The organism is Actinomadura sp. NPDC023710, assembly GCF_040639875.1.
Taxonomy (GTDB): Bacteria; Actinomycetota; Actinomycetes; order Streptosporangiales; family Streptosporangiaceae; genus Spirillospora; species Spirillospora citrea.
Window position 1 is genome coordinate 1 of sequence record NZ_JBFAGB010000067.1, and the last position, 23,752, is coordinate 23,752.

Annotated in this window: 25 protein-coding genes; 16 read left to right on the top strand and 9 right to left on the bottom strand. The window is 70.6% G+C overall.

The window, feature by feature from the left end:
• The 3 genes from AB0H37_RS42235 to cas6 all read left to right on the top strand — a co-directional run.
• The coding region (locus tag AB0H37_RS42235; RefSeq protein ID WP_360618270.1) for a hypothetical protein at nt 1-180 on the top strand (180 nt) is incomplete at its 5' end.
• Nucleotides 177-458 carry a hypothetical protein gene (locus AB0H37_RS42240; protein WP_360618272.1) on the top strand — a complete coding sequence of 94 codons (282 nt, stop codon included), beginning with the start codon at nt 177-179 and terminating at the stop codon, nt 456-458. The genes AB0H37_RS42235 and AB0H37_RS42240, both read left to right, overlap by 4 nt.
• Nucleotides 459-521: 63 nt before the next feature.
• Nucleotides 522-1,325 (top strand): CRISPR-associated endoribonuclease Cas6, encoded by an 804-nt coding sequence (cas6, locus tag AB0H37_RS42245; protein WP_360618273.1) that lies wholly within the window; start codon nt 522-524, stop codon nt 1,323-1,325.
• A gap of 126 nt (nt 1,326-1,451) precedes the next feature.
• On the opposite strand, the gene AB0H37_RS42250 is transcribed toward cas6, so the two are convergent.
• From AB0H37_RS42250 to AB0H37_RS42260, 3 genes are all read right to left on the bottom strand, one after another.
• Nucleotides 1,452-1,721: a hypothetical protein gene (locus AB0H37_RS42250; RefSeq protein WP_360618274.1), complete on the bottom strand. Its 270-nt coding sequence runs from the start codon at nt 1,719-1,721 to the stop codon at nt 1,452-1,454.
• An 880-nt stretch (nt 1,722-2,601) separates the two neighbouring features.
• The gene (locus AB0H37_RS42255) at nt 2,602-2,778 is read right to left on the bottom strand and encodes a hypothetical protein (protein ID WP_360618275.1); all 177 of its coding nucleotides are present in this window, start codon (nt 2,776-2,778) and stop codon (nt 2,602-2,604) included.
• 292 nt (nt 2,779-3,070) lie between these two features.
• Nucleotides 3,071-3,364 carry a hypothetical protein gene (locus AB0H37_RS42260; protein WP_360618276.1) on the bottom strand — a complete coding sequence of 98 codons (294 nt, stop codon included), beginning with the start codon at nt 3,362-3,364 and terminating at the stop codon, nt 3,071-3,073.
• A 537-nt stretch (nt 3,365-3,901) separates the two neighbouring features.
• On the opposite strand from AB0H37_RS42260, the gene cas10 reads away from it, so the two are divergent.
• From cas10 to AB0H37_RS42300, 8 genes are read left to right on the top strand one after another with little or no spacing between them, the layout of a single operon-like run.
• Nucleotides 3,902-5,731: a type III-B CRISPR-associated protein Cas10/Cmr2 gene (gene cas10 / locus AB0H37_RS42265; RefSeq protein ID WP_360618277.1), complete on the top strand. Its 1,830-nt coding sequence runs from the start codon at nt 3,902-3,904 to the stop codon at nt 5,729-5,731.
• On the top strand, nt 5,728-6,804 hold the full coding sequence (locus tag AB0H37_RS42270) for a type III-B CRISPR module-associated Cmr3 family protein (protein WP_360618278.1): 1,077 nt from the start codon (nt 5,728-5,730) through the stop codon (nt 6,802-6,804). The genes cas10 and AB0H37_RS42270 overlap by 4 nt, the downstream gene beginning before the upstream one ends.
• A 7-nt stretch (nt 6,805-6,811) precedes the next feature.
• Nucleotides 6,812-7,738: a type III-B CRISPR module RAMP protein Cmr4 gene (cmr4, locus tag AB0H37_RS42275; protein ID WP_360618279.1), complete on the top strand. Its 927-nt coding sequence runs from the start codon at nt 6,812-6,814 to the stop codon at nt 7,736-7,738.
• Nucleotides 7,735-8,163, top strand: coding sequence for a type III-B CRISPR module-associated protein Cmr5 (locus tag AB0H37_RS42280; RefSeq protein ID WP_360618280.1), 429 nt, complete (start codon nt 7,735-7,737; stop codon nt 8,161-8,163). The genes cmr4 and AB0H37_RS42280 overlap by 4 nt, the downstream gene beginning before the upstream one ends.
• Nucleotides 8,156-9,025 (top strand): type III-B CRISPR module RAMP protein Cmr6, encoded by an 870-nt coding sequence (gene cmr6, locus AB0H37_RS42285; RefSeq protein ID WP_360618281.1) that lies wholly within the window; start codon nt 8,156-8,158, stop codon nt 9,023-9,025. The genes AB0H37_RS42280 and cmr6 overlap by 8 nt, the downstream gene beginning before the upstream one ends.
• Nucleotides 9,022-9,939, top strand: a complete 918-nt coding sequence (locus tag AB0H37_RS42290; protein WP_360618282.1) for a hypothetical protein — start codon at nt 9,022-9,024, stop codon at nt 9,937-9,939. The genes cmr6 and AB0H37_RS42290 overlap by 4 nt, the downstream gene beginning before the upstream one ends.
• Nucleotides 9,936-11,438, top strand: coding sequence for a hypothetical protein (locus AB0H37_RS42295; protein WP_360618283.1), 1,503 nt, complete (start codon nt 9,936-9,938; stop codon nt 11,436-11,438). Before AB0H37_RS42290 ends, AB0H37_RS42295 begins: the two co-directional genes overlap by 4 nt.
• A 1-nt stretch (nt 11,439) precedes the next feature.
• Nucleotides 11,440-12,642 carry an RAMP superfamily CRISPR-associated protein gene (locus AB0H37_RS42300; RefSeq protein ID WP_360618284.1) on the top strand — a complete coding sequence of 401 codons (1,203 nt, stop codon included), beginning with the start codon at nt 11,440-11,442 and terminating at the stop codon, nt 12,640-12,642.
• A 128-nt stretch (nt 12,643-12,770) separates the two neighbouring features.
• Here AB0H37_RS42300 and AB0H37_RS42305 read toward each other — a convergent pair whose 3' ends face one another.
• Both AB0H37_RS42305 and AB0H37_RS42310 read right to left on the bottom strand, forming a co-directional pair.
• Complete coding sequence (locus AB0H37_RS42305) at nt 12,771-13,097, bottom strand: Lsr2 family protein (RefSeq protein WP_360618285.1); 327 nt, start codon at nt 13,095-13,097, stop codon at nt 12,771-12,773.
• A 407-nt stretch (nt 13,098-13,504) separates the two neighbouring features.
• Nucleotides 13,505-14,266 carry an aspartate/glutamate racemase family protein gene (locus AB0H37_RS42310; protein ID WP_360618286.1) on the bottom strand — a complete coding sequence of 254 codons (762 nt, stop codon included), beginning with the start codon at nt 14,264-14,266 and terminating at the stop codon, nt 13,505-13,507.
• Between the two features lie 732 nt (nt 14,267-14,998).
• Between AB0H37_RS42310 and hemC the strand changes: the two genes are divergently transcribed.
• A complete protein-coding gene (gene hemC, locus AB0H37_RS42315) occupies nt 14,999-15,928 on the top strand; it encodes a hydroxymethylbilane synthase (protein ID WP_360618287.1) in 930 nt (309 codons plus the stop codon).
• A 501-nt stretch (nt 15,929-16,429) separates the two neighbouring features.
• Complete coding sequence (locus tag AB0H37_RS42320) at nt 16,430-17,737, top strand: hypothetical protein (protein ID WP_360618288.1); 1,308 nt, start codon at nt 16,430-16,432, stop codon at nt 17,735-17,737.
• A gap of 14 nt (nt 17,738-17,751) precedes the next feature.
• On the opposite strand, the gene AB0H37_RS42325 is transcribed toward AB0H37_RS42320, so the two are convergent.
• The 4 genes from AB0H37_RS42325 to AB0H37_RS42340 form a co-directional block, all read right to left on the bottom strand.
• Nucleotides 17,752-17,928, bottom strand: a complete 177-nt coding sequence (locus AB0H37_RS42325; protein ID WP_360618289.1) for a hypothetical protein — start codon at nt 17,926-17,928, stop codon at nt 17,752-17,754.
• 47 nt (nt 17,929-17,975) lie between these two features.
• Nucleotides 17,976-18,506 (bottom strand): hypothetical protein, encoded by a 531-nt coding sequence (locus AB0H37_RS42330; protein ID WP_360618291.1) that lies wholly within the window; start codon nt 18,504-18,506, stop codon nt 17,976-17,978.
• 384 nt (nt 18,507-18,890) lie between these two features.
• On the bottom strand, nt 18,891-19,727 hold the full coding sequence (locus AB0H37_RS42335) for an SAM-dependent methyltransferase (RefSeq protein ID WP_360618292.1): 837 nt from the start codon (nt 19,725-19,727) through the stop codon (nt 18,891-18,893).
• Nucleotides 19,728-19,812: 85 nt separating this feature from the next.
• Nucleotides 19,813-20,916, bottom strand: coding sequence for a DUF5753 domain-containing protein (locus tag AB0H37_RS42340; protein WP_360618294.1), 1,104 nt, complete (start codon nt 20,914-20,916; stop codon nt 19,813-19,815).
• A 480-nt stretch (nt 20,917-21,396) separates the two neighbouring features.
• On the opposite strand from AB0H37_RS42340, the gene AB0H37_RS42345 reads away from it, so the two are divergent.
• The 3 genes from AB0H37_RS42345 to fxlM all read left to right on the top strand — a co-directional run bounded on the left by AB0H37_RS42345 (nt 21,397) and on the right by fxlM (nt 23,694).
• Nucleotides 21,397-21,639 (top strand): hypothetical protein, encoded by a 243-nt coding sequence (locus AB0H37_RS42345; RefSeq protein WP_360618295.1) that lies wholly within the window; start codon nt 21,397-21,399, stop codon nt 21,637-21,639.
• A gap of 106 nt (nt 21,640-21,745) precedes the next feature.
• Nucleotides 21,746-22,321: a hypothetical protein gene (locus AB0H37_RS42350; protein ID WP_360618296.1), complete on the top strand. Its 576-nt coding sequence runs from the start codon at nt 21,746-21,748 to the stop codon at nt 22,319-22,321.
• Between the two features lie 146 nt (nt 22,322-22,467).
• Entirely contained in the window at nt 22,468-23,694 is a 1,227-nt protein-coding gene (fxlM, locus tag AB0H37_RS42355; protein ID WP_360618298.1) for a methyltransferase, FxLD system, read from the top strand.
• Nucleotides 23,695-23,752: the final 58 nt, after the last annotated feature.

Below are 23,752 nucleotides of genomic sequence, written 5' to 3' on the forward strand. Positions count from 1 at the left end.
TTCACCGTCTACGAGATCGGCGCCGACGCCGCCGAACTGGACGACATCGTCAAGCAGGCGAGCGAGCATCTACGGCCGGGCGACCACCTGCTGGCCCTGCCGAACTGCCCCCGGTGCCGGGCGGCACATCGCGGCGGGACGGCCGAGCGGGTCAGCCCGCTCGGGTGGGTCGTGCCGTGAACGGGCCGGTGCTGGTCTGCTACGACGTGTTCGACGACAGCCGCCGCGACCGGCTGCGCGCCGCGCTGGACGAGGTCGCCGACCGCTTCCAGCAGAGCGGCTGGCTGATCCCCGACGTGGCCGGCCTGGACGGCCACCGCGCCGCCGCCGCGCTCGAAGGGCTGCTGGCCCTCGCCGACCGGCTCCGTATCTACGCGCCCTGCCCGGCGTGCGCGCGCGAGGTCCGGACCGTCCCGGCGGGGCCGCCGCTCGTCCGGCCGGCCTGGGTCGCGGACTGACCGGCGCACCGCGACCTCACTAGGGTTCAGTCAGACCCCGACGAGACGAAGGCCGAGGCACGCATGCCCGCTCGCATCATCGTCAACCTCGAGCCGGCCGGTGCGCGCCCGCCCGTCCCGCCGCCGCACACCGGCCCGGCGGTCAACGCGGCCCTCCTGGCCGCACTTCGCGACTTCGGCGAAGCCGACCTGTCGTCCGCTCTCCACGAGACGCGGCCGCCGAAACCGTTTTCCCTCACCCCCCTGCTGGACGAGCGGAACCAGCGGGCCGATGCGTCCAGCGGCAAGGTGCGATTCGAGGTGGGAGTCCTCGTCGACTCGCTGACCGCGCCCATCCTGCAGGCACTGGCGGCCACGCAGAACGTGCGGGTGGCACGGTGCGTGTATCGGCTCGCGGCCGTCGGGATCGGCGGGGCCGAGTCGTTCCCCGGCCTGGCGACCGGTGCGCGTCCCGCCGACCGGTGGACGCTGCGGATCGCCACACCCGTCGCATTCTTCACCGCCCGTGAGGAGGGCGCGCGACGTATCCGTCCGTTCCCCGAACCCGAATGGGTCTTCGCCGACCTCCACCGCAAGTGGAACGCCTTCGCCCCCGAGGCGGCCCTGGACGAGGCGACCGGCCAGGCGATCACACGGAACATCGAAGTCGCCGACTACCGGCTGACGATGGCCGAGCACCTGCTCAAATCCGGCGTCGCACCCGCACGCGGCAGCATCGGCACGATCACCTACCGCGTCGCCGACACCCGCCGTTCCACAGCGCAGGTGCAGAGAAGCCTGGACGCACTCGTCCGGTTCGCCGCCTACGCAGGCATCGGCGACCGCACCACCATCGGCATGGGCCACCTCCTGCCCCGATCCCGATGACAACGCCTGATGGCTATGCGCAGCGCGTCCGCGCCTGCCCATACGGGCCGCGAGGGGTCGTCGCCGACGGTGTTGCCTGATTTCATGGCCCCTTGGCCGTGCTGACCCTCACCGCAGAGTCGCCCCTCACGCGCGGTCGCCCCTAACCGTCCGAACCGGCCGCATCGACCGGACCGGTCGCAGCGGCTGGGCCCGGTACCTCTGCTCCCGCAACAGGGTCGCCAGCGCCGTCTGCCTGGGGCTGACCTCGCGGCCGAACACCTCCGCCGTGACGCCGTCCGCCCCGGCCATGCCGCTGCCCGCCGCCACCCGCGACCAGGCCGCCCACAGCACTCGGTCACTGGCCAGCCGTTCCATGAGCCGGGTCGTCCGGCCGGTCCCTTCACGTGTTCTCATGCCAACAACCGATGGACGAACGCCCTTCCGGCGATCCAAAGAATTGTCAGGAGGTTGGCGCACACCCCCCAAACCTGCCCTGACCTGTGAAGATGGTGTCCCAAAGATCATCTTTGAGGCCACTTCAAGATTGCGCCCGGAGAGGTTGGCGCATGATCTTGCAAACCTGCAGGTCAGACCCCCATAATCTGAGGTACTGTCGCAACGCCCCACAAAACCGCATCGGATTGAAACGACCGGCCACCTTAGCTCATGGTAGCACTCCGCAGTCGCAACGCCCCACAAAACCGCATCGGATTGAAACCTACCGTCGCAGGTGCGGGTTCAGGGCGAGCATCATGTCGCAACGCCCCACAAAACCGCATCGGATTGAAACTCGTTGAGGATCCAGACTTGGTCGGCAACCGCATCGAATTGAAACATGGCGGTTCCTTCAGGAAACTCATGTTGTCAGTCACGGTGGTCAACAAAACCGCATCGGAGTGAAACACCGCCAGGAATACCAGGACGGATAGGATCTCCAGTTGCAGCGCCCACAGACTGCATCGGATTGAAGCCGCGGTGCCTCTCTTGAGTTCTCGCCCCGCCTGCTTGCAGCGCTCAACAGAACCGCGTCGGAGCAGATGAAAGCGCGTGGCCCCATGGTCGGGGCGCGCGCTTGTGTTCGCGTCGGGTCGGTCAGGGGTGCGGGGGTGGGGAGGGTGTTGCGAAGTGGGGTGGGGGCGTGGCGTCGCCTTCTCCGCGGGGTGAGTCGGGGCCGCAGGCGGGGCAGTCGGGTAGCCGGCGCTGCGTTTGGCGGCGGTGAGGGTCGGGTCGAGTTCCATGGACGCGGCTGCGGGGTTGTAGCCGGACAGGCACAGGAGGCAGGGGCCGCCCGGCGTCACGGTCGCGACGTGTCCGGAGAGGTCGAGTGGGTCGATTCGTGCGCGGTGATCTCCGCGCCGGTGTCGATGTAGGGGCGGGCGTACTGGACGGCGAGGGCGTTGAGGCCCACCGCGGGCGTGGCCGTCGACCGCGCCGAACAGCAGATCGGCGCAGCGCAGCGATACCCACACATCGGCGTTGAGGATGCTGTCCGGCAAGGCGTGGACCGGGGATGTCCGGGTCGATGTGTCCGAAGGTGCGTGCCGCGACCTCGGCCTTGGAGGTGCCATCCCGTGCGTCGGTGGCCGTAGCGCCCACCAGACGGTTGAGGCACCGGGTCCGGCCGAAGGCAGGCGGCGCATCGATGCCCGAGCGGCGTCCCGGTCCACGGCTGGTTCCAGCCGCTCCTGCGGGTCTGCCACCGACGCAGTGGAGACATCGAGCGGCGGCCCGCCGATGTTGGCGGCGAAGGACGCGGGGTTGGCCTAGCGGAGCGCCCTCAACGCCTGCGCCATCCGGCGGGTCGCATCCGGGCGCGTCAGGCCGTGGCGGCGTCGCAGGTCGTCCGGTACCTGGCACGGGTCGGTGACTCCGCGCCGGACACGGAACACCGCGAGCACCAGCATGTCCAGCACGGCGGGGTCTGTGCGGAGCGAGGCGGCCCAGGCTGCTTGCCGCAGGTCCCGGTCGGGCCGTGCGGACGCACCCCGCCGGACCGCGCCCGCACGCTGGACCAGGGGAGACCGCTCCCGAATTACACGGTCCAGCAGATAGCCCATCTCACCACCCCGACGAAACAAGTGACGAAATACGCGAGGCAGCTCATGCTACATCAGAACACTATCGATTTCTGCAGTTCCTCGAATTCGGACAGGTTTCCGCGGCAACTTCGTCCTGCCGGAGCGGAACTGGCAGCGGCCATGTCTCCATGCCCTTGAGTGCGGGCTGGTGTTTGCGACCCTGAGCGCATCTTCAGGGCTCTGATCTTGGGCGTCGATGTCCGTTGCGCGCACCCGTTCATCAAGGCTTTTACCTGACTGCCAGGGCATTAGAAGTATGCAGACATTTGATTCAGGATCAGCGCGCCCCAGAGCCGGGCCAATCTTAACAGGTGTCCCGTTTCGAGAAGAATGCAGTTTGTTTATTGCTTTTGAGGCTCCCTGTCTGGTTGGTTGGCCGTGAGTGGCCAGGCCCAGTTTGGCAGGTTCACACGCCTTGGTGGTGTTAGTGTACGGACGCCTGCGGTGGGGGCCCGTGCTGTTCGGATACTCCCTTGACGTGGGCGAGTGACGGAGTCGACCCGAGAGGGGCTCGCTGTGGCGGAAAAAGAGCGCGAGATCGCTTCTTCTTCTGCCCGGGACATGGTCATCTTCACGGTCGCCGGGGTGCAGCGGTTCATTTCCGAATCTCGTTCCACTGCTGATCTTCATGCTGGTAGCTCGTTGATGTCGGAACTGGCCGGGGCTGCGGTCCAGGTGGTCGAGGGACGCTCGGGTGCCGTGCTGGTGATGCCGTCGGGCGGGTCTGGGCTGGGTGTGCCGAACCGGATCGTTGCTTTGACTCCCGCCGAGACGGGGGCGTCCCTGGGGACGGCGATGGCGGACGCGGTGGAGAGATTGTGGCGGTCGTTCTCCGCCGAGGCGTTTGGCAGCGCTTCGGGGCAGCCCGCTGCGGTTGCGGGATTTCCAACCCTCCGTTGGGTCTGCGTTCCGGCGCATGTCGGCGGTTACCGGGAGCAGTGGAGGGCTGCTCTGGAGGCGCTGGGGGCTCGGAAGCGGGTCCGGGACTTTCCGGCCATGGCGGTGCCGCAGGCGCGGACTTGTGCGTTGACGGGTCGGTGGGCGGCTGTCGTTGAGCGGGAGCGGCCTAGGGGTTTCAATCTGCGTGAGAACGAGCCCTTGTCGCATGTGGGGCACGTGAAGCGGTGGTACGGGCGGGAAAGGGGTGAGCGGTTCGCGTCCACGTGGTCGATCGCGTCGGCTCCGTTCCGCGCATCGGTCATCGCGGCGGCCCCCGAGAACGGGGATCTGTGGCTGGCTGCCGGCTATCTGCGGGACGAGGTGGCGGCTCTGCGCGAGGCTCATCGTGGCCGTGGCCGTGAGCGTGCGGCGTTGGGACGCGGTGGCGGGAACATTCCCGGCCTTCCCCGGTCCGAGGATGAGGTGCTGGCATGGCTGTGTCAGGTGGAGGGCGCCTGGTGCAAGCCGGAGACGTGGGAGCCGCGCGGGCTGCGGCGTGACCATGGTTTGAGGGCCGAGCCGGCTGCGGCGTTGTGCGGTGCGGGCGCCGCCGCTGCCGCCGCGCTGTCAAGGTACGCGCGAGATGCGGGTCTGGCGCCGTTGACACCGTATCTGGCGGTGCTGGCGCAGGACGCCGACCGCATGGGCAAGGCGCTGAGCGGGTTCCCCGGCTCGGGGCAGGATCCGCTGAAGTGGCATCAGCGGGTGTCGGCGGCGGTCGCGCGGGTCGGGGCGGCTCAGGCCGAGGCGATCCATAACGAGCATCTGGGCCAGGTCGTCTATACCGGTGGTGACGACCTTTTGGCGCTACTGCCCGCGAGCACGGCGCTGGCGGCGGCCCGGCAAGTCAACGGGCTGCTCGGGGACGACGCCGCGTTGCGGGGGCTGCTGGCCCGCCCCTCGGCCAGTAGCGCCGTGGTGTTTTTCCATGCTTCGTGGCCGTTGCGGTCGGCGATCGAGGCCGCGCGCGGGCTGCTGGCCGACGCCAAGCGGCGCGGGCGGCCGGGCCTGGGGGTGGCGGTGATGAACCGGGGCGGTGAGCGGACACGGCTGGTGCTGCCGTGGCGGGACGCGGTCACTGGCGCGGCGATGGTGACGCATCTGGAGTCGTTGACGGCGGACCTGACGGGGTCGTTGTCGGGGCGGCTGGCCTCTGGGCTGGAAGAGGATCGGGTGGCGTTGGCGGAGTTGAATCGGGAGTGGCGGGCTCGGGAGTTGACGCGGCGGGCGGTGCGGCAGGGGGTGCCGCGGGATCGGGCGGCGCACGTGGGGCAGGCGCTGTCGGCGCTGTGCGGCGCCGAGCCCGGGCAACGGCACGTGATCGATGCGGCAAATGCGGTGCTGGTGGCCCGGTTCCTGGCTGGCGCACGTGGCGGCGCGGCGGACGCACAGGCGGGTGCGGCGTGATCGCCGAACGATGGCTGCTGTTCGAGCCCCTGGACACCGTTACCGTGCGGGACGGTCGGCCGTTCGACGCCGGGCAGGACTCGGTCGCGCGGACGGTGCTGCCGAGCCCCACCACGATGGGGGGCGCCGTTGGCGCCGCCTACGGGGCGTCCCCAGGTGCCGGGTTACGCGCCAGCGCGCGGGGGATCGAGGTGCCTGCGCAGTTGATGGGGCCGCTGGTGGTCAACCGCCATGAGCGCCTGCTGTGGCCGGTCCCGCAGGATGTGGTGATGGAGCAGGACGCGGCCGAGCGGGCCCGGCACGGGATTTCCGGGCACGCACCGTCGCCCACGAGGTTGCGCGTGGAGTCGGCACCGCCCGGTGTGGTGCATGACCTGCCCGGGATGTCCGGGTGCCTGGTCGGTGAGGGTGATCCGGTCGATGGGTGGTGGGAGACCCGCGCGCTGGGGACCTACCTGGCCGGTGGTGGACCCTCGTCCAGGATCGTGTGGTCGCCGCCGTGGCGGACCGAGCGGCGAGTCGGCCTGGCCGGGGACCAGGACGGTCGGGCTATGGAGGGGATGCTCTATTCCACCGAGCATCTGCGGTTGGATCCGGGCGCGGGGTTCGGCGTGCGATGCCTGGACGGTCCGGGTGCCGCGCTGGCCCCGACGGTGGCGTTCGGCGGCCGGGGACGCGGCGCGCAGGTGCACACGATGGCCACGGCGCCGCAACTGCCCGCACCGGCCGCCACCGCCCAGGATGGCCGGTTGCTGCTGTACCTGGCGACCCCGGCGGTGTTCGCCGACGGGTGGCGGCCGGACCTGTCGGTCTGGCCCGGGTGCGAGCTGGTCGCCGCCGCGACGGGCGAACCACAGGTGATCACCACGGTCACCGCGGACCGGTCGACGGGCGGGCGCCGCGCGGGCAGGTTGATGTGGGCGGTACCTGCTGGAAGCGTCTACCACTTGCGTTTTCCCGGCGAGAACCAGGCACTGGCGGCGGCCCGGTCACTGGAGGACCGCCCGTTGCGGCAGGCGGAGGAGGCGTTCGCGACGGTGGGCTTTGGCTGGGCTTTCACGGGGAGTTGGTGATCTAACGATGGTGGCGACACCACATCGCGCTTTGCTGTTCCTGTACGCCGAGACCCCGGTGCATGCGGGCGGTGACGGCGCATCGGGGGCGCTGGATATGCCCATCCAGCGGGAGGTGGGTACCGGGTACCCCATCATCAAGGGCGAGAGCCTCAAGGGCGCGTTGCGCGATCACACCCGTTCGGTGCTGGACCACGCGACCTGGACGGCGATTTTCGGTGCCGAACCCCCCAAGCAGGGCACACCGGCCGGGGCGTTGCTGCCCGGGTCGATCCGGGTCCACGAAGCGCAGGTGTTGGCCTTCCCGGTGCCGACGCTGGTAGACACCTTCGCCTGGACGTTGTCCCCGCTGGTGCGGGCCCGGCTCGCCCGCCGCGCCGCGCTGACCGGGGTACGGATCGGCCCCGCCGACGTCCCCGACGATCCCGCCGACGACACCTGCTGGACCTCGGGTGGAGACGACCAGCGCCACCTCGCGGTGCTGGGCTCCTACCAGGTCACGGCGCAGGGATCGAGGAACGTGCGGGACTGGGCCAGGGCCGTCGCCGAGCTGGCGCTGCCGCCCTCCGCCGAACACGAGTACTTCCGCGCCCTGCTCGGCAAGCAGCTGTACGTGGTGTCGGCCGACCTGTTCAAGGCGCTGGTCCGCGAGTGCACTTCGGTGGTGGCGCGGGTGCAGCTCGGCAAGGAGGTGAAGGGGGTCATGACCAAGACGGTCGCGCACGGCCCCTTCTATAGCGAGTACTTGCCCGCTGAGACCCTCATGGCCGCGATGGTCGAGACCCGCGAAGCCGCCCAACTGCAGGTTCTGATCGAGCAGCTGGACGGCCAGGTGGTGCAGGTCGGCGGGGACGAGACCGTCGGCAAGGGCCTGATGTGGTGCCGGCTGGTCCGCGCCACCGACGACGCAGCCGGAGAGGGGGAGGGGGCGTGAGCCTGGTCAGGCTGGATCAGGGGCTCGCCGCGCAGGCCTCCCAGATCGTCGACCGCATCCGGCAGCGGGGCGGCTGGACGCCGGAGATCGTCAGCCGCCTCATGGGCCTGCCTGCGCAGCTGCGCAGCGGCGGGCTGCCCGCCACGCTGGCGTTCCTGTACGCCAAGTCCACCGGTCAAGGTGGGCTGGGTGAGGCTTATGAGACCGTTTGGGCGGCCCTGGTCGAGGAGGTGCGGCAAGGGCTCGGCTGGGCGGAGGCGCCGGCCGACGCCCCGGCCCTATTCATCGCCTTGGCCGACCCCGCCCAGACCCCCGCCGGGGCGCTGGCCCGCGCATCGGAGCGGGCCGAGCTGCTGGCGGTGTGGCTGCGCCGCCTCACCGAGGCCCTCGAAGGACGCGACGAGCCGGAGGACGGGCATGGCTGAGGTCGTCGCGGGGCCACTGCGGCAACGTTTCGAGGTGGGCAAGGGCGAACACGACCGGCTGGAGCTCCTCCCGCGGACCGGTCGCGGGAGGACGCTGGGCACCGCCAACGCCCGGCTGGTCCTGCTGCGCACGGCCGTGCTGGGCGGGGACGGGTCCGACACCCTCGATGACAGGCCGATCCGCCATTGGGCGCTGGCGACCTCCCTCGGGCAGCATCCACCGGGGGACCCGCGTGCCCTCCGGTCGCTGGAGGCCGTCCAGCGGCGTCGGGGCGCGGCCGTCCGCGCACTGGCCCGGGCGGCGGGCCTGCACGTCCGCACCGTCGGGTTGCAGGCGCAGGGAGCGATGATCACCGGCACCGGCGACGCGGGCATCCGCAACGTCGGGATCACACTGCACGGCACCTACGGATGGCCGATGATCCCGGGCACCACCCTCAAGGGCGTCGCTTGCGCCTTCGCCCGTGACGTATCGGGATGGGACGAGGCGGAGCTGGTCCACCTGTTCGGCGGCCCCCGGCCCGGCCGGAAGGGGGAGGCCGTGCAGGGCGCGGTAACGGTGCTGGACGCGCTACCGGGTCCGGATGGCGTCACCGTCACCGAACACGTCCTCACCCCCCACGCCCGCGCCTACCGCGCCCCCGGCGACCACCCGCCCGCCGCACCCGCCGAACATCTCAATCCCGTCCCCATCCCCTTCCTGGTCGTCGAGGCCGGCACGTTCGTCACCCACCTGACCGGCCCCGAACCCGACGTCGAGCAGATGAGCGCACTGCTGGCCGAGGCCGTCGACGAGATCGGCGTCGGCGCCAAGACCTCGGCCGGATACGGCTACATGGACGCCGAGGTGCAGGTGCCGTGACCGTCTACGTCGTGCCCTGCGGTGTCTCGCTGCTGGACGGCCTGCGCACCCGGAAGGGCCCGCTGGACAGCACCGCCCCGGACCTGGCCGAACTCCTCGAGGGGCAGAGCAATGCCCTACCGGCCCTGGCCGACGACGCCGTCACCGGCTGGTGGGCCGACGCCCTCGCCGCCGACGTCGAGGACGAACGCCTGGGCGCGTGGGACCCGCGGCTGCTGTCGGCCGAGACCCACACCCTGACCGCCTCCACCACCGGACGGCTGAGCGACCTGGCGGCCGGCGGGCACACCATCACCCTGGTGGCCTCCGACACCGGGCTGGGCATCGCCGCCGCGCTGTGCGTCGCACAGCACATCACCGGCCCCCATCTGCCGGGCGTCACCTACACCAGTACGCCCGCGGAGCTGAAGGACGCGGCGGCCGATCCCCGCTTCGTCACCGGCCCGGTGTCGATCGTGCGGCTGAGGGGACTGGACCCAGGCCACCCGCGCAACGGGTTCATCCCGGCGATCGCCGGGATGGGCCACGTACTGCGTGCCGCGTTCGACACCGGCCAGGACGTGCAGGTGCACCTCACCGGCGGATACAAGGCCACCCTGCTGCACACCATGGCCATGGCCGAACTGCTGTACTCCCTGGCCCCCGACCGGATCACGGCCCGCTACGTCTACGAGGAGGCGGGCGTAACCGCCGATGCTCACCGCATCGAGCTGCGCCGCTTCTCCGCCGAGGCGATCGACGACATGCGCACCGAGCTGGCGCTGGTGCGCGAGCATCGGGCTCCAGGGCATCCGCGCCTGCGAGGCGCCGCATGGCAGGCACAGGGCCGCACCCCCGAACTCAACGCGTTCGGATACGCCTACCTGGCCGTCCTCGGCGAACCGGTGTACCGCTCGGTCTCGGACACCGGATGAGCCACGACACCCTGTTCCTGGCCCAGGCGGCGCGGCTCGCCCGCTCCCTCCGGCTGCCCGGCACGCCACCCGGCGCAGCCGACGCCGACCTGGTGGCCGGAGAACTCCTGGCCGCCAGCAGCCACCTGCAGGGCCGAACCTCCTCAGCGGCACGGACCGCCGGATGGCGCGAGGCGATCACCGCCGCCGATCCCGGCCTGCTCCAGGTGCTGGCCTACCATCCGGGCGACCTCGTCGAACGGCTCACCCCCGACCTGCTCAACACCTCCGGCTGGTCCACCCTGGTCGAACTCTACGAAGCGGCCTTCCACCTGGCCGCGGCCGAAGCCGCGCCGGGACTTGCCCCCTACGGCCGCCAGGTCGCCATCACGGACCTGGCCCGCATCCGCTGGGTGCTGCTGTCGGCACCGTTCACGCCGCCTCCCGTCCTCGACGGCGATCCACCCACCGCCCTCACCATCGACCCCGCCGACCGGCGTCGGCTGGAGGACGGTGCCGGCACCGACCCCCGCGCAGGCCAACGCCTGCTCACCCTCGCCCAGCAGGCCCGCGACGACTGGGCCGCCGTCCTGGACGCCCGCGACGACCACCCCCACCTGGCCGCCCGCCTCCAGAACCTCGAAACCGACCTGCTCCACCTCGCCTCCGTCTCCATCAGGCCCTCCACCGCCGCTCACGCGACCGGCGCCCCCGCCGCTCCTCACCGCGAACGGGACGCGCGGGCGGTCGACCGCGCCGTCACCGGCCACCTCGTGCGACGCCACTTGCTGCCACGCTTCGCCTGGGGGCCATCGGCCCGGACGACATGGCGGCTACTGGGCACCCCGGCCAGGGCCGCCACCCTCACCGCCGCGGCGGCCATGGCGGCCTCGGCGATCCTGTTCGTCCTGGCCGCCACCACCCGGCACACCTGGGGGTTCACCGCCGCCGCCTGGGCAGCGACCGCCGGATACGCCCTCGTCGCGGCAGCGACCGTGCTCGACCGCGCCGCCGCCTGGCCATGGCTGCTGCGCCAACCCGCCGGGGCGGCGATCGGCCTGGTGTCGCTGGCCGCGTTCGCGCCCGACTGGTGGCGCGGCGGCCCCGGCGAAACCGGCCGAGCCGTCACGGCGGCCGCCGTCATCGCCGCCACAGGCATCGGCTACCTCTACATCGAGGCCGCCAACCACGGCATCACCGGATCCCACCTGGCCCGCCGCCCCCTGGGCGTCGGGCTGCTCGGCCTCGCCCACGCCTTCTGGACCGGCCTCATCGGGCTGCGGTTCCTGCTCCCGGTCTTCGCCGAGAATCCCGACGGCAAGCCCGGCGAACCGGCCCCGCTGTCCATCGCCTGCTGGTTCGCCCAGACCGGCTGCCAAGGGCAGGCACTGCCCGCCGGAGCCCTGCTCGCCCTCGCCGCCGCCTGGAGCTTCGCCGTCGGCGTCTTCCTCCAGATCATCTGGGACGACCAGCCCGCCACCGCACCCCTGGCCCACGTGTCCTGGCGACGTGGAGGATGACATGACTGCACCCCGATGGCACGAGATGACGCTCCGCATCATCACCCCGACCTTCCTGGGCACCTTCCCACCCGAGGCCGTCGGCCCGAACGGAGCCCGCCAGACCATCCCCCTCCCCGTACCCAGCCTGCGCGGCGCCCTCGCCCAATGGCTACGCGCCCTCGCCGGAGCCCACATCGGCAACGACCTCGACGCCCTGCTCAGCGTGGAGTCGAAGGTCTTCGGCGCCGCCCGCACCGGCACCTCCGGCGGTCCCTCACCCATCCACCTGCGCGGCGCCCGCATCAACCTCACCGGCTACCCGCTCCAGCACGCCGACTTCTACACCAAATACCTACTGGGGCCCGGACTGCTCGGCTCCCCACCTTCCCGCTACCTGCGCGAGGGCACCACCGTCGCGCTCCGCGTCAAGAACACCGGCGACCCCGTCCACGCCGACCTGTTCCTCGCAGCGCTGTGGGGCCTGCGGACCTTCGGCGGCCTCGGCGCCCGTACCCGCCGGGGGCTGGGCACCCTCGCCATCACCACCGCACCCGAGTTGGAGGGGCGCCACTTCGACCCGTCCTGGCTGAGCCGCAACTCCACCGACGACCTGCCCGAGGTTCTGCACAGCGTCCAGCAGGTCCTCACCGACCTGGACATCACACCACGCACCCCGCCGACCACCGACACACCACCCCGCTACCCCTGCTTCGCCGAGGGCCACTACACCCTTGGCCCCGACGACGAACTCTGCACCGGCACCGCCGGAGACGCCCTGGCCGAAGCCGGGCAGTGGTGGCGCAATTTCCGCCACGGCGGCGACCGCAAGCATCCCGGCACCCACCACACCGCCACCTACGACACCGTCGCCGACCCCTTCCTCAGCGGAGGACACCCCCAAGGCCCCCTCCTGGCCGGAGCGCTCGGCCTGCCCATCCCCTACCACGACAATCACGGCCCGGGCGGCCGGACCCGATCGGCCACCGCCGAGGTGGTTGTCAACGGAACACCCTCGCGGCGCGCCTCACCCATCTGGCTGCGCATCACCAAGAGCGCAGCAACCTGGAAACTACGGTCATTCGCCTTCCACTCCGAATGGCTACCGCCCGAGGCGTCTCTACGCATCAAGTCCGGCCCCCGCTCCGCCCCCGTCCAAGCCCCGACACCCGCCCAGATCCGCGCCGAGATCGACCGCTGGTTCGTCCGGCCCGGCAACACCTGACCGGCGCATCACATCGCGGCGAACTGCGAGCTGACGCGACGCCAAGGTCGGCATGACGGGCACATGCAGACCATGAAGGCCCCGCCGCACGCTTGTGCCCTGCGGGGGGAGGGGCCCGGGGGCGGGTCCTAGTTGCTGGCCTCGTACTTTTCGATCACGTTGGCGGGGATGCGGCCGCGCTCGTTGACCTTGATGCCGTTGTTCTTCGCCCACTCTCGGATCTCGGCGGAGCGCTCGCGGCTGCCCGCGGTGCGCGCGCCGCGCCCCCGGCCGGTGGGCTTGCGGGCCTTGCGGGCGCCGGCCACGAACGGCTCCAGGCCGCTGCGGAGCTTGGCGGCGTTCTTCTTGCTCAGGTCGATCTCGTAAGACGTGCCGTCGATGGAAAAGGCGATGGTCTCGTGAGCCTCTCCACCGTCGATGTCGTCTACGAGAAGGACTTCGACCTTCTGTGCCATGCGGGGAAACCTCTCTAGTCTCACACACCCGGCGAATGCGACGCCATCAGGCACCGATCCGAGTTGTCCAGTCCGATCAGATGATCTCATTAAACCAAACAGAACGATTTCTGTCCGGCCGCTCCGCGAGGACGTTGTCAGCGCCTTGGGCACCGACCACGGCTACCGCGCCGCGGTTAAGGCAGAAATCCCCGCCGCTGGCGGGCCGGGCGGGCCACCATCGCGCATCCCCGGGGGCACCCGCGCGTCAGGGCGAACCCCGGTGGGCACGGACGACGCCGTTGGTTCCAGTCGCGGCGCAGACAGGCCGGCGGCGGAACCCGAACTTCGCCAGGGGAACCTGGACTGCTGGTTTCCTCAGCGGTGTAGCCGGTGCGGGCGCTTAACGGTGGCGTTGCCAACTTCGGCTATATGAGCGCCGTGAAAGCAGTCAGGAGGTCGCCGTCGGGCTTTGCGGGGGCGGGGTAGGCGCGCCGTGAATGCGACAGTCCGGCGCGCGCCAGTTGCTGGGCGAGCTGCTGCGCGGCGATGCCCGGGTTGATGAGCGGAACATCGAGCTGCTCGGCGAGATACCGGTAGGCGGGATGGATGGTAGTGCTCCCCAAGATCAGCACGTCAGCGCCGTCGTCCTCGACCGCCTTCACGCAGGCGTCCAGTAGCTTCGGATAAATGGTTTCGCGGTCGGCGAGGAGCTCTTCGGCATCGGGGCGGGTGTCGATGTCGCGGATGCTGACCAGCCGCTCGCGGAGCCCGGCCGCAGCGGCGGCCGCGGGATACAGGGCATGCCAGGGCCGCCACATGGTCACGACGCCGATGCGGCTGCCCAGACAGGACGCCAGCGCCATGGATGCCTGGCCGGCACCAACGACAGGAATTTCCAGTCGTGAACGCAGCGCGGAGAGCCCGCTGTCGCTCATGCTGTTCACTACGACGCCGGCGTAGCCCTGTTCTTCGGCCTTCTCGGCGGCAGCCAGGACGGCAAGGTCACTGATCGTGCGCTCATAGTCGCTGTCGATCATGTTGCCGGGTCCTCGGGCCGGTGCGGAGAACTCCACCTCGAAGTCTTCGTCGATGACTTCTGCCGGAAGTTGCTTCGCGAACTCCTTCCATGCGTGCGGAGGAGCCGCAACCGGCAACACATGCAAAATGCGCCGCTTTCCTGTATTCACTGCATTTCCTTTCGGTGTTGCCGAAACCCGCTACGCTGTTGCCTCTGGGCGCTTCGTGCGCAGAGAACTCAAAAAGCGCGGTCCTTTGCATTGGAGATCCGTAGCGTCGAGTCGGTTGTGCAGAGAACTTGAGGATGTCGGGGGAGTGCCCGCTGACGCCCAACTCATGGCGGGTAATGCCGCGACCGCATCTCAGCCTCGGCCCAGTTGCGAGTGATTGCACATGCCTCCTGGACCCGCCTCCTGCCTGCCACCGGACTTCCCGCCAGGCGCCTCCGCGGCGAGAGCACGAGGGCGAACGATTGTCCCAACCGCGCTTCGGCGCTCCTCCGCGACCAGGACTTCCCTACCGTTTCCCTGTCCAGCGCTTATGTTAGCGAGCGCAGTGTCATAGGCCCTGTCAGCGGAAACGCTCCGAACAAATTTGGTGTACTGCAACCTCGCTCACCGGGGTGAATCATTTACACCTATAATTTCCGCGCCTCATCTGGACGAGCGAGCGCAGAGTGCCCAATGGCCTCTCCGGAGGGCGGATAGATCCGGCATTGGCCCCTGCAGGCGGGATCCGGGCTCACGACCCTAAGGTGGGCAGGCCAAGTTCTCGACAGCCTGATCAGGCGGGGCCCAGCGACCTCTGGCCTGTCACGGAGCCAAGGGTGGTCATCGAAGATGATCGGTGGGTTGCGGCGGGTCCGGTCATGGTGTGGCCGGGGCTTCTCTACTATCGGCGGTATGGCAGCAGGGCCGCGGATGCGGGAGCTGGTGATCGGCTCGCGGGGGAGCCTGCTGGCACGCGCGATGGTGGCCGAGTTCCGCGCGCGGCTGAGGTATCACAGGCCGGTGCGGACGCTGACGGTGATGACGGCCGGTGACCGCGACCGCCGCCGGCCGCTGGGGCAGCTCGCGGGGGGCGGGGCGTTCTCGGGCGCGCTGGAGCAGGCGCTGCTGGAGGGCCGTGTCGACGTGGCGGTGCACTCGGCCAAGGACCTTGCGGCGGGTGGGCATCCGGACCTGGTGTTGGCGGTCACTCCGCCGCGGGGCGATGTCCGCGACGCGCTGTGCGGCGCGACGCTGGAGACGTTGCCGCCAGGGGCCCGGGTCGGCACCAGCGCAGCGCGCCGCGCGGCGCAGTTGCGGGCGCTGCGGCCCGATGTGCGCATCGTCGCGATCCGGGGGAACGTGCCGCCGAGGCTGGCGCGCGCTCGTGCCCACGGTGGGACCTTGGACGCGGTGATGCTGGCCGCTGCGGGGCTGGACCGCCTCGGCCTGGCGGACTCCGCCACCCAGCGGCTGCCCGCCGAGGACTTCCTGCCTGATCCCGGCCAGGGCGCGCTTGCGATCCAGGTCCGCCGCGAGGACCAGGGTCTTTTGGCCGAGCTGTCGCAGGCGGGAGATGCCATCACCGACGTCGCGGTCCGCGCGGAACGCGCGATGATGCACGCATTGCGGGGAGGGTGCACTCTGCCGATCGGCGCCTACGCCGAGCACACGTCCGCGGGCCTGCGTCTCGCCGGGAGCGTCACCAGTCTCGACGGCCGCCACCAGGTCCGCGCCTCCCGAACCGCCGGGCTGTGTGAAACTCCTGAGATGCTCGGCGCTGGGCTCGCCGACCTGCTGCGGGCTCGCGGCGCCGACGCCCTGCTGCCCAGAACAGAGGAGTAAGAGGCCGACCCTGGGAACTTCGCCCCGAAGGCGCGGCCCCGGGCGGTTCTGCCGGGGTGGTCGCCGGCGGCGGCGCCCCGCCGGTCCGGCGGCTCGCGGCCGACATCACCGGCCGGGCAGCGCAACACGCTGTACGGCTGCACGGAGGCTGGGAAGTCGCCGACGGCGCCCTCGCCGACCCCGACGACCCGTTCGGCGATCCGATCCCGGTGGTGGTCGCGGGCACGGTCGCGACCTGGGCCGGCGAGGGCGGCGGCGAGATCCGGGCCGCCTTGATGCTGCGGGATCTGCCGCGCCCCCGGATCGGGTGGGACGGCTCGGTGATGAGATGCGAGTGGGCGCTGGTCGCCGAAGCCGAGCACCGCTGGACCCACCAGGTGCTCTCCCCGGTGCTATGGGCGGGCCTGACGGGTGAAGACATCGACGACCAGCTCGGCGACACCGCCGCGCTGGTCAAGGTGATGCTGGGATCGCCGCCCGCACTGCCCCCCCGTGCACGTCATGCCCGTCGAAAGGATGTCGCCCGAGCACCTGCGGGAGTTGCTGGCCCGCCTCACAGCACCCGACCGAGCCGAAGGCCTGCTGATCACCGCCGCCGAAAAGGCCGGAACCCTGACCGGGACCATGCTCGCCGAGTCGACGATCCTGCTGTGGCCGGGCTTGGTCGACCTCATCCTGGTCAGTGAGGAGGGGCAGCAGAGGCTGGCCGAGCACCTTCCGGATCGGCGCATCCCTCCTTCGGGCGCGCGCTGGTTCGCGCCGGCCACCGACCCCATCGGCGACCAGACCCTGCGCAAAGGGCAGATAGCGAGCCCGAGCGCTGTGGCCCGGCTGGTGGACCGGGCGCTGCGGGCACGAGCTGCCACGGCCCCGGCCGGGCTGGCGGCCGACGCGGCCGCGCTGCTGGAGCCCGGCAGGCGCCTGAGGGTCCCTGCCGCACCCGACCGGCTGCAACTGCTGCGGGACCGCAACACGGCGCTGGCCATGGAACTGGCCCAGGTCCAGCGGCTGTTGAAGGACCGCACCGGCCGACTCGACCAGGTCGAACGCGAGCTGAGCGTCGCACGCGGGCACGGCGCACGGATGGAGCAGGAGCTTGCCGCCGCCCGCGACCGCATCCGCGCACTCGGCACCTCCGTCGAGGAGTTGACCCGGCAGCGGGAAGCGGCGCACGCCGAAGCCGACCAGTACGCCGCCGAGGCGGAGCAGGCCGAAGCAGAACTCGCCGACGCCGTGCGGGCCCGGGCCCACCTCGCGCGGCTCGCCGCGAGCAGCGACGCCTCCCAGACTCCCCAAGCCCGCGACACCCCAGAACCTGTTCCCGCGGACTTCGGTGCACTCATCGACGCGGCCCGGGACCGGTTCGCGCTGCTGGACTTCGACGCCCTGGTCACGGATCTCGCCTGCGCCCTGGACCACTATCCGCAGGCAGCGACCTGGCGGCGACGCGCCTGGGACGCGTTGTCCACACTTCATGCCTACGCCCAGGCCCGAAGCCACCGGCAACCCGTGTGCGACCTGCTCGCCTACTGCCGCTCCGGCGCACCCGATGTCGCCATCGCACCCTCCATCATCGCGCTCGGCGAATACGAACGGGTCCGAAGCGACGCGCGGTTCCGGCGTGCACGCACCTTCCCCGTCCCCGCAGAGGTCGCTGCCCGCGGGGAGGCGTTCTTCGGCGCGCACATCCGGCTGGGCTCAGGACGCCCACCCGCACCGCGCCTGCACTTCCTGGACGACACCAGCAACACAGGCCGCATCTACATCGGCCATATCGGTCCGCACCTGCCAAACCGGCGCACCAACTAGGAGAGCGGCGGGTGCTAGCCGATGAGGACACGCAAGATGGCGGGGATGGCTCCGAGTGCCACCGCGAGGGCGGTGAGCACGAGCGGAAGCCGGGCCACGTCTCGGCGCGCCACGATGGCCGTCACCGCTCCGATCAGGATCAAGGCGGCGAGGCAGACGATCACGGCGGCGTTCACCTGATCATTCAGCATGGAGGCTCCCTGGGGGTTGCGGTGTGTCTGCTAACGGGAAGGACCCGTCAGCGGCAGGGCCCGCGATGGCTGGCCCTGCTCCGGTCGAGGAGGTTGTTGGGTAGGTCGATGTCGCTGTTGTCGAGTTCGTCGATGAGGAGCACGGGGCAGCTCATGGGGGAGCAGCGCGGTGCCCAGCGGGCCGAGCCTGAGGTGGGGCCCCACTCCGGCGTCGAGTCGGCGCGGGAATCCGGGTCGCCCTCGACCGGCGCCTCCTCCGGCCTGGCGCGCGAGCGTCCCGCGGCCGGTCGCGGCGTCTGCGCCCGCCCGATCGCGTCGTATTCGTAGAGTCCGTCGCGCAACGTGCTCCGGCTGCCGATGGGCCAGCGCAGCACCCGGCCGAGCCCCAGCTCGCGGGTGATCCGGTAGGCGAGGGTCGACTTCCCGGCACCCGGCTCCCCTGTGACCAGGAGCGGCCGCCGCAGGAACACCGCCGCGTTGACGGCGTCGACCTCCGCGCGGTCGGTCAGGCGCGGCCGGGCTCGGTTAGGATCCGGTTCCAGAGCAGGACGGGCACTCCCGCGCGCAGCGCGCTCCACGGTTCGCACCGGCCGGGCTCACCGTCGGCGGGCCACCCGGCACGCATGCGATGATCTCGCGGCTGCTCAGCAGCCGATCGCCCAATCGGGCAAGGGTGGGGCGGGCTCCCTGCGGCAGCTCAGTAGGTGTAGCCGTAGGCGGCGTCAACTGGCTCCGCATGAGGATCTCGGCTCGGCGTCGAACGGCGCGGATCCGGTGTTGTGGAGGTGGCGCATGTCCACCACTGGCCCCTATCGGGATTGATCATGTCCAGGGGCAGCACGAACTTCGGTGAAAGGGAGTCGTCGAGCTCGCCGCGCGGCCGTGCTCGCCCTCCGAGAGCGGCCTGATCAAGGCCTGCGGGGCTCGAGCGAACCGCCCCTCCGCCGCCGCCTAGGGAAGGTTCAGGGTTTTCTGGCGACGCCGCCGTAGCCCTCGACGGTGTCGGGGGGGAGGGGGGAGGGGGCGGGTCTCCAGTGCGTTAGCGGTACGACTCCGGGGTCGATGAGTTCCAAGCCGGTGAAGAAGTCTCGGATCTGGTCGGGGCTGCGGAGCCGGTAGGGGGCCGCGCCGGTGGCGGCGTAGCTTCGTTGGGCGTCGATGAACGCCGGGTCGGTGTCGGTGCCGTCGTAGAGGGCCAGGAAGCTGCCCGGCGGGAGCGCCTCCAGCATTGTGTCGACGATGGTGTGGGCGGTGTCGTCGTCGGGGATGTGACCCATGACGCCCATCAGCATCAGCGCGATCGGCTGGAGGAAGTCCAGGTACTGGCGGGTGCCGGTGAGGATGTGCTCGGGGTGGCGTAGGTCGGCGTCGAGGTAGTCCGCGGCGCCTTCGGGGCGGCTGGTCGCCAGGGCGCGGCCCAGGACCAGGACCAGCGGGTCGTTGTCGACGTAGACCACGCGGGAGTGGGGGGCGGCGCGCTGGGCGACCTGGTGGGTGGTGTTGTCGGCGGGCAGCCCGGTCCCGATGTCCAGGAACTGCCGGATGCCTTCGTCGGCGGTCAGGTGAGTGACGACGCGGTCGATGAAGTCGCGGCCGGCGCGGGCCAGCGGAATGATGCCGGGGAAGGTGCGCGCGTAGTCGTCGCCGGCCTGCTGGTCGACGGGGAAATGGTCCTTTCCTCCGATCCAGTAGTTCCAGATCCGCGCCGAATGGGGGACATCGGCATTGATGGAGGATCCGTGTCTATCATCGGAGGGATTGTCGGGTTCGGGACCGCATTGCCGGTCGTCGCTGCACATTGAGCCCTCGGTCTGCGCGTGGATGTCCCCTGGGTTGACATGAGAGCAGACCGAGAGCCGTATTGCAGCAGGTAGAGGGTGATGGCTAGAGCTGGCCAGGCATGTCCAGCAACCGGGTGATGCGGGTGATGCTGTCGTGGGGCCCCAGGGATTGGTCAGCGAGCCGGTGGAACCGCAGTGAAAGTCTTTCACTGGTCCGGGCGTCGTCGACGTAGTGGCCGAAGTCGTGGTGTTCGTAGAACACGATGTCGTCCAGTGCGGTCTCGGGGAACCGCATCACGGTGAGCGGCCCGTCGGGGGCGGCGCGTTCGGCGTCGGCGCCGTCCAGGAGCTGGATGATGACGTTCGGGTAGGCGGCGAGGGAGATCATGTACTGGATCTGCTCGCGCAGTACCTCGGGCGGCGCCGCGCACGGGCTCAGGGCCCGCAGGTTGATCACGGCCCAGTAGGTCGGGGCGTCGGGGCGGTGCAGGATCTGTTGGCGCTCCTGGCGCAGCTCGACGCGCCGGGCGAGTTCGTCGGCGCCGATGCCGGGCAGGTCCTGGGTGATGAGGTGCCGGGCGTAGCCGGGGGCCTGCAGTAGTCCGGGAACGCGGTTCGGCGCGTAGACGCGGATTAACGACAGGAGTCGCTCCAGCGTGAGGTAGGGCCCGAACCATTCGGGGACTACGTCACGGTAGGCGCGCCACCACACGTCGGTCTCCGCGCGGACACGGTCCAGCAGTTCGCGCGCGGCCGCGCGGGGGCAATGACCCGCGGGCCGCTCACCGGCCACCGAGAAGAACGGCGCTCCGAGCCCCATGCTGGCGGCCAGCGGGTCGCCGACGACCAGGCCGGTGCCGCGCCCGGATGCCAGACCTGGCGGACCCGCCTCCGGCCCGGTCGCGGGCGTGCCCTGCCGTGCCCAGTTGGGCGCTGCTGGTGCGCGGCACAGTGCCGCGAGCTCCTGTCGCGTCCGCCCGGGTAGCGGCTCAGCGGATTCGGCGGTAGTGGGCTGGGGCTGGGGTTGGTGGAAGCTGCGGTTCAGCGCGTCCAGGGGGATCATCGCCTGGGTGTCGATGTCGCGCTTCTCGGCGATGTAGTGGATCACAGCCCATAGGCTCGCCGCCAGCTCCCAGCGGAGCCGGCTTTTTTGCTTGCCGAGGGTGACGTCGTTGGCCGTCGCGCGGGGCACCTTCTGGACCTGCACCCCGTGCACCGTCTGGCCGGCCAGTGCGGACGAAATGCGCTCAATTTCGATGAATGTGGGGTTATTGGCCGTTTTGCGATCCCGATTCAGCAGGGCCACCACTGCGGAGTACCGCTCTCCGTGGTCACTTCTCGTCATGTTCTATCCGATCGTTTCCAGGTCGTTCACCCGCCATGTCGCCGACGATAGCGGCGGCGCGCCGACGGATAGCGGGTCACATGACACATACCAGTCGAGCTAGTTGCGGATTACTCAACAGGCTGCGCGGCAGCGATATCAAGCGAATGGCCGATTGGCCCGAGTTCCCGGACAGGACTCGGATACCGGGCGGTATATCCGGGACATCCGGGAACATCCGGAAACCAGCGTTTAGGGGGCGTGGCGCCGTGCGCGGCCGCCAGGGTGAACCATCCCCGCCGCCCCCGGCCCTAGCTCCCGGGCGAGCGCGGGCACCTCACCCATCGCACGGAGGAGATCGTCATGTTCTGCCTTGCCTCGCCACTTCGCCGCCTCATCGCCGCTTCCGAACCCGCCGCCTCCTGCCCGGCAGGTGTGGCGGTCACCGGCGCGGGCGCCAGGTGTCTGGACGACGCGCGAGCCGCGCTGTCGCTGATCACCATCCGGTCGATGCAGTCCGGCAGGGCCTGGCCCGCGGCGCCGCTCCAGGAGCTCACCGCCGACCAGCTCATCGACTTCTGGGCCGACGAGTCCATGCTCGACTGATCCCCAGCTCGCCCTGCCGCCGTGTAGCTCACCTCGGCGGGCCACCGCCCCGGGCGGGCGCTTCCCCCGTTGCCCAACCCACTCACACTTCTAGCGAGTTCACATCATGCACACCACGCTTATCGGCGTCGACATCCCCCGGTTCGGTGACCAGCGACGCGACGCCGACGCCCAACGGCTCCTGCGCAAACACCTCTACGAACACCTGCAAAGAGCCTTCGAGATCTCCCACATGCCGTGGACGGCGTGCTACGCCGAGGACCGCGGCGACGGCGCGCTGATTCTGCTTCCGAGCGACACCGCGCCCACCGACGTGATGGACCCGCTCGCCCATCACCTCACCGCGCTGCTGCGCCGCTCCAACCGCCTGGCCAACGACCTGGGACGCCTCCGGCTCCGGATGGCCGTCCACGCCGGCGACGTCGAGCACGACGACCACGGGGTCCTCGGCGCAGCGCTCACGCACCTTTTCCGGCTGTTGGAGGCCCCGGCCTTCAAACAGCGCCTGCAGCAGGTCCCCGACGCCGACCTGGCGATGCTGGTCTCCCAGGAGCTCTACCAGCATGCCGCCGCGACCGGGCTCATCAATCGCGCCGCCTACCGCCCGATCAACGTCCGGCACAAGGAGACCCGGACCTGCGGATACCTGTGGCTGCCCCCGGCCTACAACACCGGGCGCTGACCGGCGTCCGGCCCGAACCGGCTCTTCGGGCGGGCAGCAGGCCCTGAGACGATCCCGCCGCCCTGCCGGGCGCCCGGCTCTGAAGACTCGCGGTGGTTCCGCAGGATCCCCGGACCGCGCCGCGCTCGGGTCCTACCCTTCGTCACATGAGCAGCATCGCAGCCGATGAGTCACCGGTGGCCCTGCGCACCGCGATGGTCGACCAGCTGATGGCCTGGGGATCGGTTCACGACCCGCGGGTCGAGGACGCGATGCGGGCGGTCCCGCGGCACCTGTTCGTCCCCGGCGCCACCGTGCAGGCGGCCTACGCCCAGGACGGCGTCATCACCCACCCCGGCGCCGACGGCCGACCGCGCAGCATGGCCTCGGCCCCGGCGGTGGTCGCGCAGATGCTGCAACAGCTCGACGTGCGGCCCGGCCACCGGGTCCTGGAGATCGGCGCCGGCACCGGCTACAACGCCGCGCTCGCGGCGCACCTGGCGGGCCCGGACGGGGCTGTTACGACGGTCGACATCGACCAGGACGTGGTGGACGGCGCCCAGGCCGCGCTTGCCGCCGTCGGGTTCGACGCCGTGCGGGTGGTTTGCGGCGACGGCGAGTACGGCCACCAGCAGGGCGCCCCTTATGACCGGATCGTAATTACCGCCGGGGCGTGGGACGTGCCCCCGGCCTGGACCGACCAGCTCGCGCCCGGCGGGCGGATCGTGGTGCCGCTGCGAGTGCGGGGCCTGACCCGCTCGGTGGCCCTGGAGCGCCAGGGCGACTTCCTGGTGAGCCGTTCTATGCAGTACTGCGGCTTCATCCCGCTCCGCGGCGCCGGGCACTTCGCCGAGCCCACCATCAGGCTCCGCGAAGACCCTGAGGTGTCGGTGCGGCTGGACGACGGGATGTCAGTGGACGCAGGCGCTCTGCGCGCCGCGTTGGGCCATCGGCCGGTTCACCGCTGGCTGGGCGTGAACGTCGTCGAGGACCGCGTCGGCGACGTGGAGTTCTGGCTGGCCAGCCTGGACGGGTTCTGCCGCCTGATAGTCGGCGGCGCCGGGCACGGGCTGGTGGAGCCCATGTACCGGTGGGGGAGCATGGCGGTGGTCCAGCACGACACCATCGGCTACCTGACCATGCGACCCGCGACTCCTGTTTCGGGCGGGCGGCGCGCGTTTGAGCTGGGCGTCTGTTCCTACGGCCCGGTCGGGGACCAGGTCGCGGCCGTTCTCGCCGACCGGATACGCCGATGGGAACACGAGGGCCGAGCAGTCGGTGACATCTGGGTCGAGGTGCACCCGGCCGGGACGGCCCTGGGTGCCGGCGGGGTTCTGTGTGCCGACAAGCGGTACACCCGCGTCGTCGTCCGAACTACTCGACCGGCCGTCTGACCATCGGCCAAGGATCTTGGGCGACGATCAGCAGGATCCACTTTGGGTGTGGAGCGGC

Coding starts and splice junctions, on each gene's coding strand:
- AB0H37_RS42250 (WP_360618274.1), bottom strand. CDS start 1,721: ATGAGAACACGTGAAGGGACCGGCCGGACGACCCGGCTCATGGAACGG.
- cmr4 (WP_360618279.1), top strand. CDS start 6,812: ATGGTGGCGACACCACATCGCGCTTTGCTGTTCCTGTACGCCGAGACC.
- AB0H37_RS42350 (WP_360618296.1), top strand. CDS start 21,746: ATGCACACCACGCTTATCGGCGTCGACATCCCCCGGTTCGGTGACCAG.
- cas6 (WP_360618273.1), top strand. CDS start 522: ATGCCCGCTCGCATCATCGTCAACCTCGAGCCGGCCGGTGCGCGCCCG.
- AB0H37_RS42305 (WP_360618285.1), bottom strand. CDS start 13,097: ATGGCACAGAAGGTCGAAGTCCTTCTCGTAGACGACATCGACGGTGGA.
- AB0H37_RS42255 (WP_360618275.1), bottom strand. CDS start 2,778: ATGTGTGGGTATCGCTGCGCTGCGCCGATCTGCTGTTCGGCGCGGTCG.
- AB0H37_RS42320 (WP_360618288.1), top strand. CDS start 16,430: ATGCCCGTCGAAAGGATGTCGCCCGAGCACCTGCGGGAGTTGCTGGCC.
- fxlM (WP_360618298.1), top strand. CDS start 22,468: ATGAGCAGCATCGCAGCCGATGAGTCACCGGTGGCCCTGCGCACCGCG.
- AB0H37_RS42325 (WP_360618289.1), bottom strand. CDS start 17,928: ATGCTGAATGATCAGGTGAACGCCGCCGTGATCGTCTGCCTCGCCGCC.
- hemC (WP_360618287.1), top strand. CDS start 14,999: ATGGCAGCAGGGCCGCGGATGCGGGAGCTGGTGATCGGCTCGCGGGGG.
- AB0H37_RS42300 (WP_360618284.1), top strand. CDS start 11,440: ATGACTGCACCCCGATGGCACGAGATGACGCTCCGCATCATCACCCCG.
- AB0H37_RS42260 (WP_360618276.1), bottom strand. CDS start 3,364: ATGGGCTATCTGCTGGACCGTGTAATTCGGGAGCGGTCTCCCCTGGTC.
- AB0H37_RS42335 (WP_360618292.1), bottom strand. CDS start 19,727: ATGTGCAGCGACGACCGGCAATGCGGTCCCGAACCCGACAATCCCTCC.
- AB0H37_RS42295 (WP_360618283.1), top strand. CDS start 9,936: ATGAGCCACGACACCCTGTTCCTGGCCCAGGCGGCGCGGCTCGCCCGC.
- AB0H37_RS42345 (WP_360618295.1), top strand. CDS start 21,397: ATGTTCTGCCTTGCCTCGCCACTTCGCCGCCTCATCGCCGCTTCCGAA.
- cmr6 (WP_360618281.1), top strand. CDS start 8,156: ATGGCTGAGGTCGTCGCGGGGCCACTGCGGCAACGTTTCGAGGTGGGC.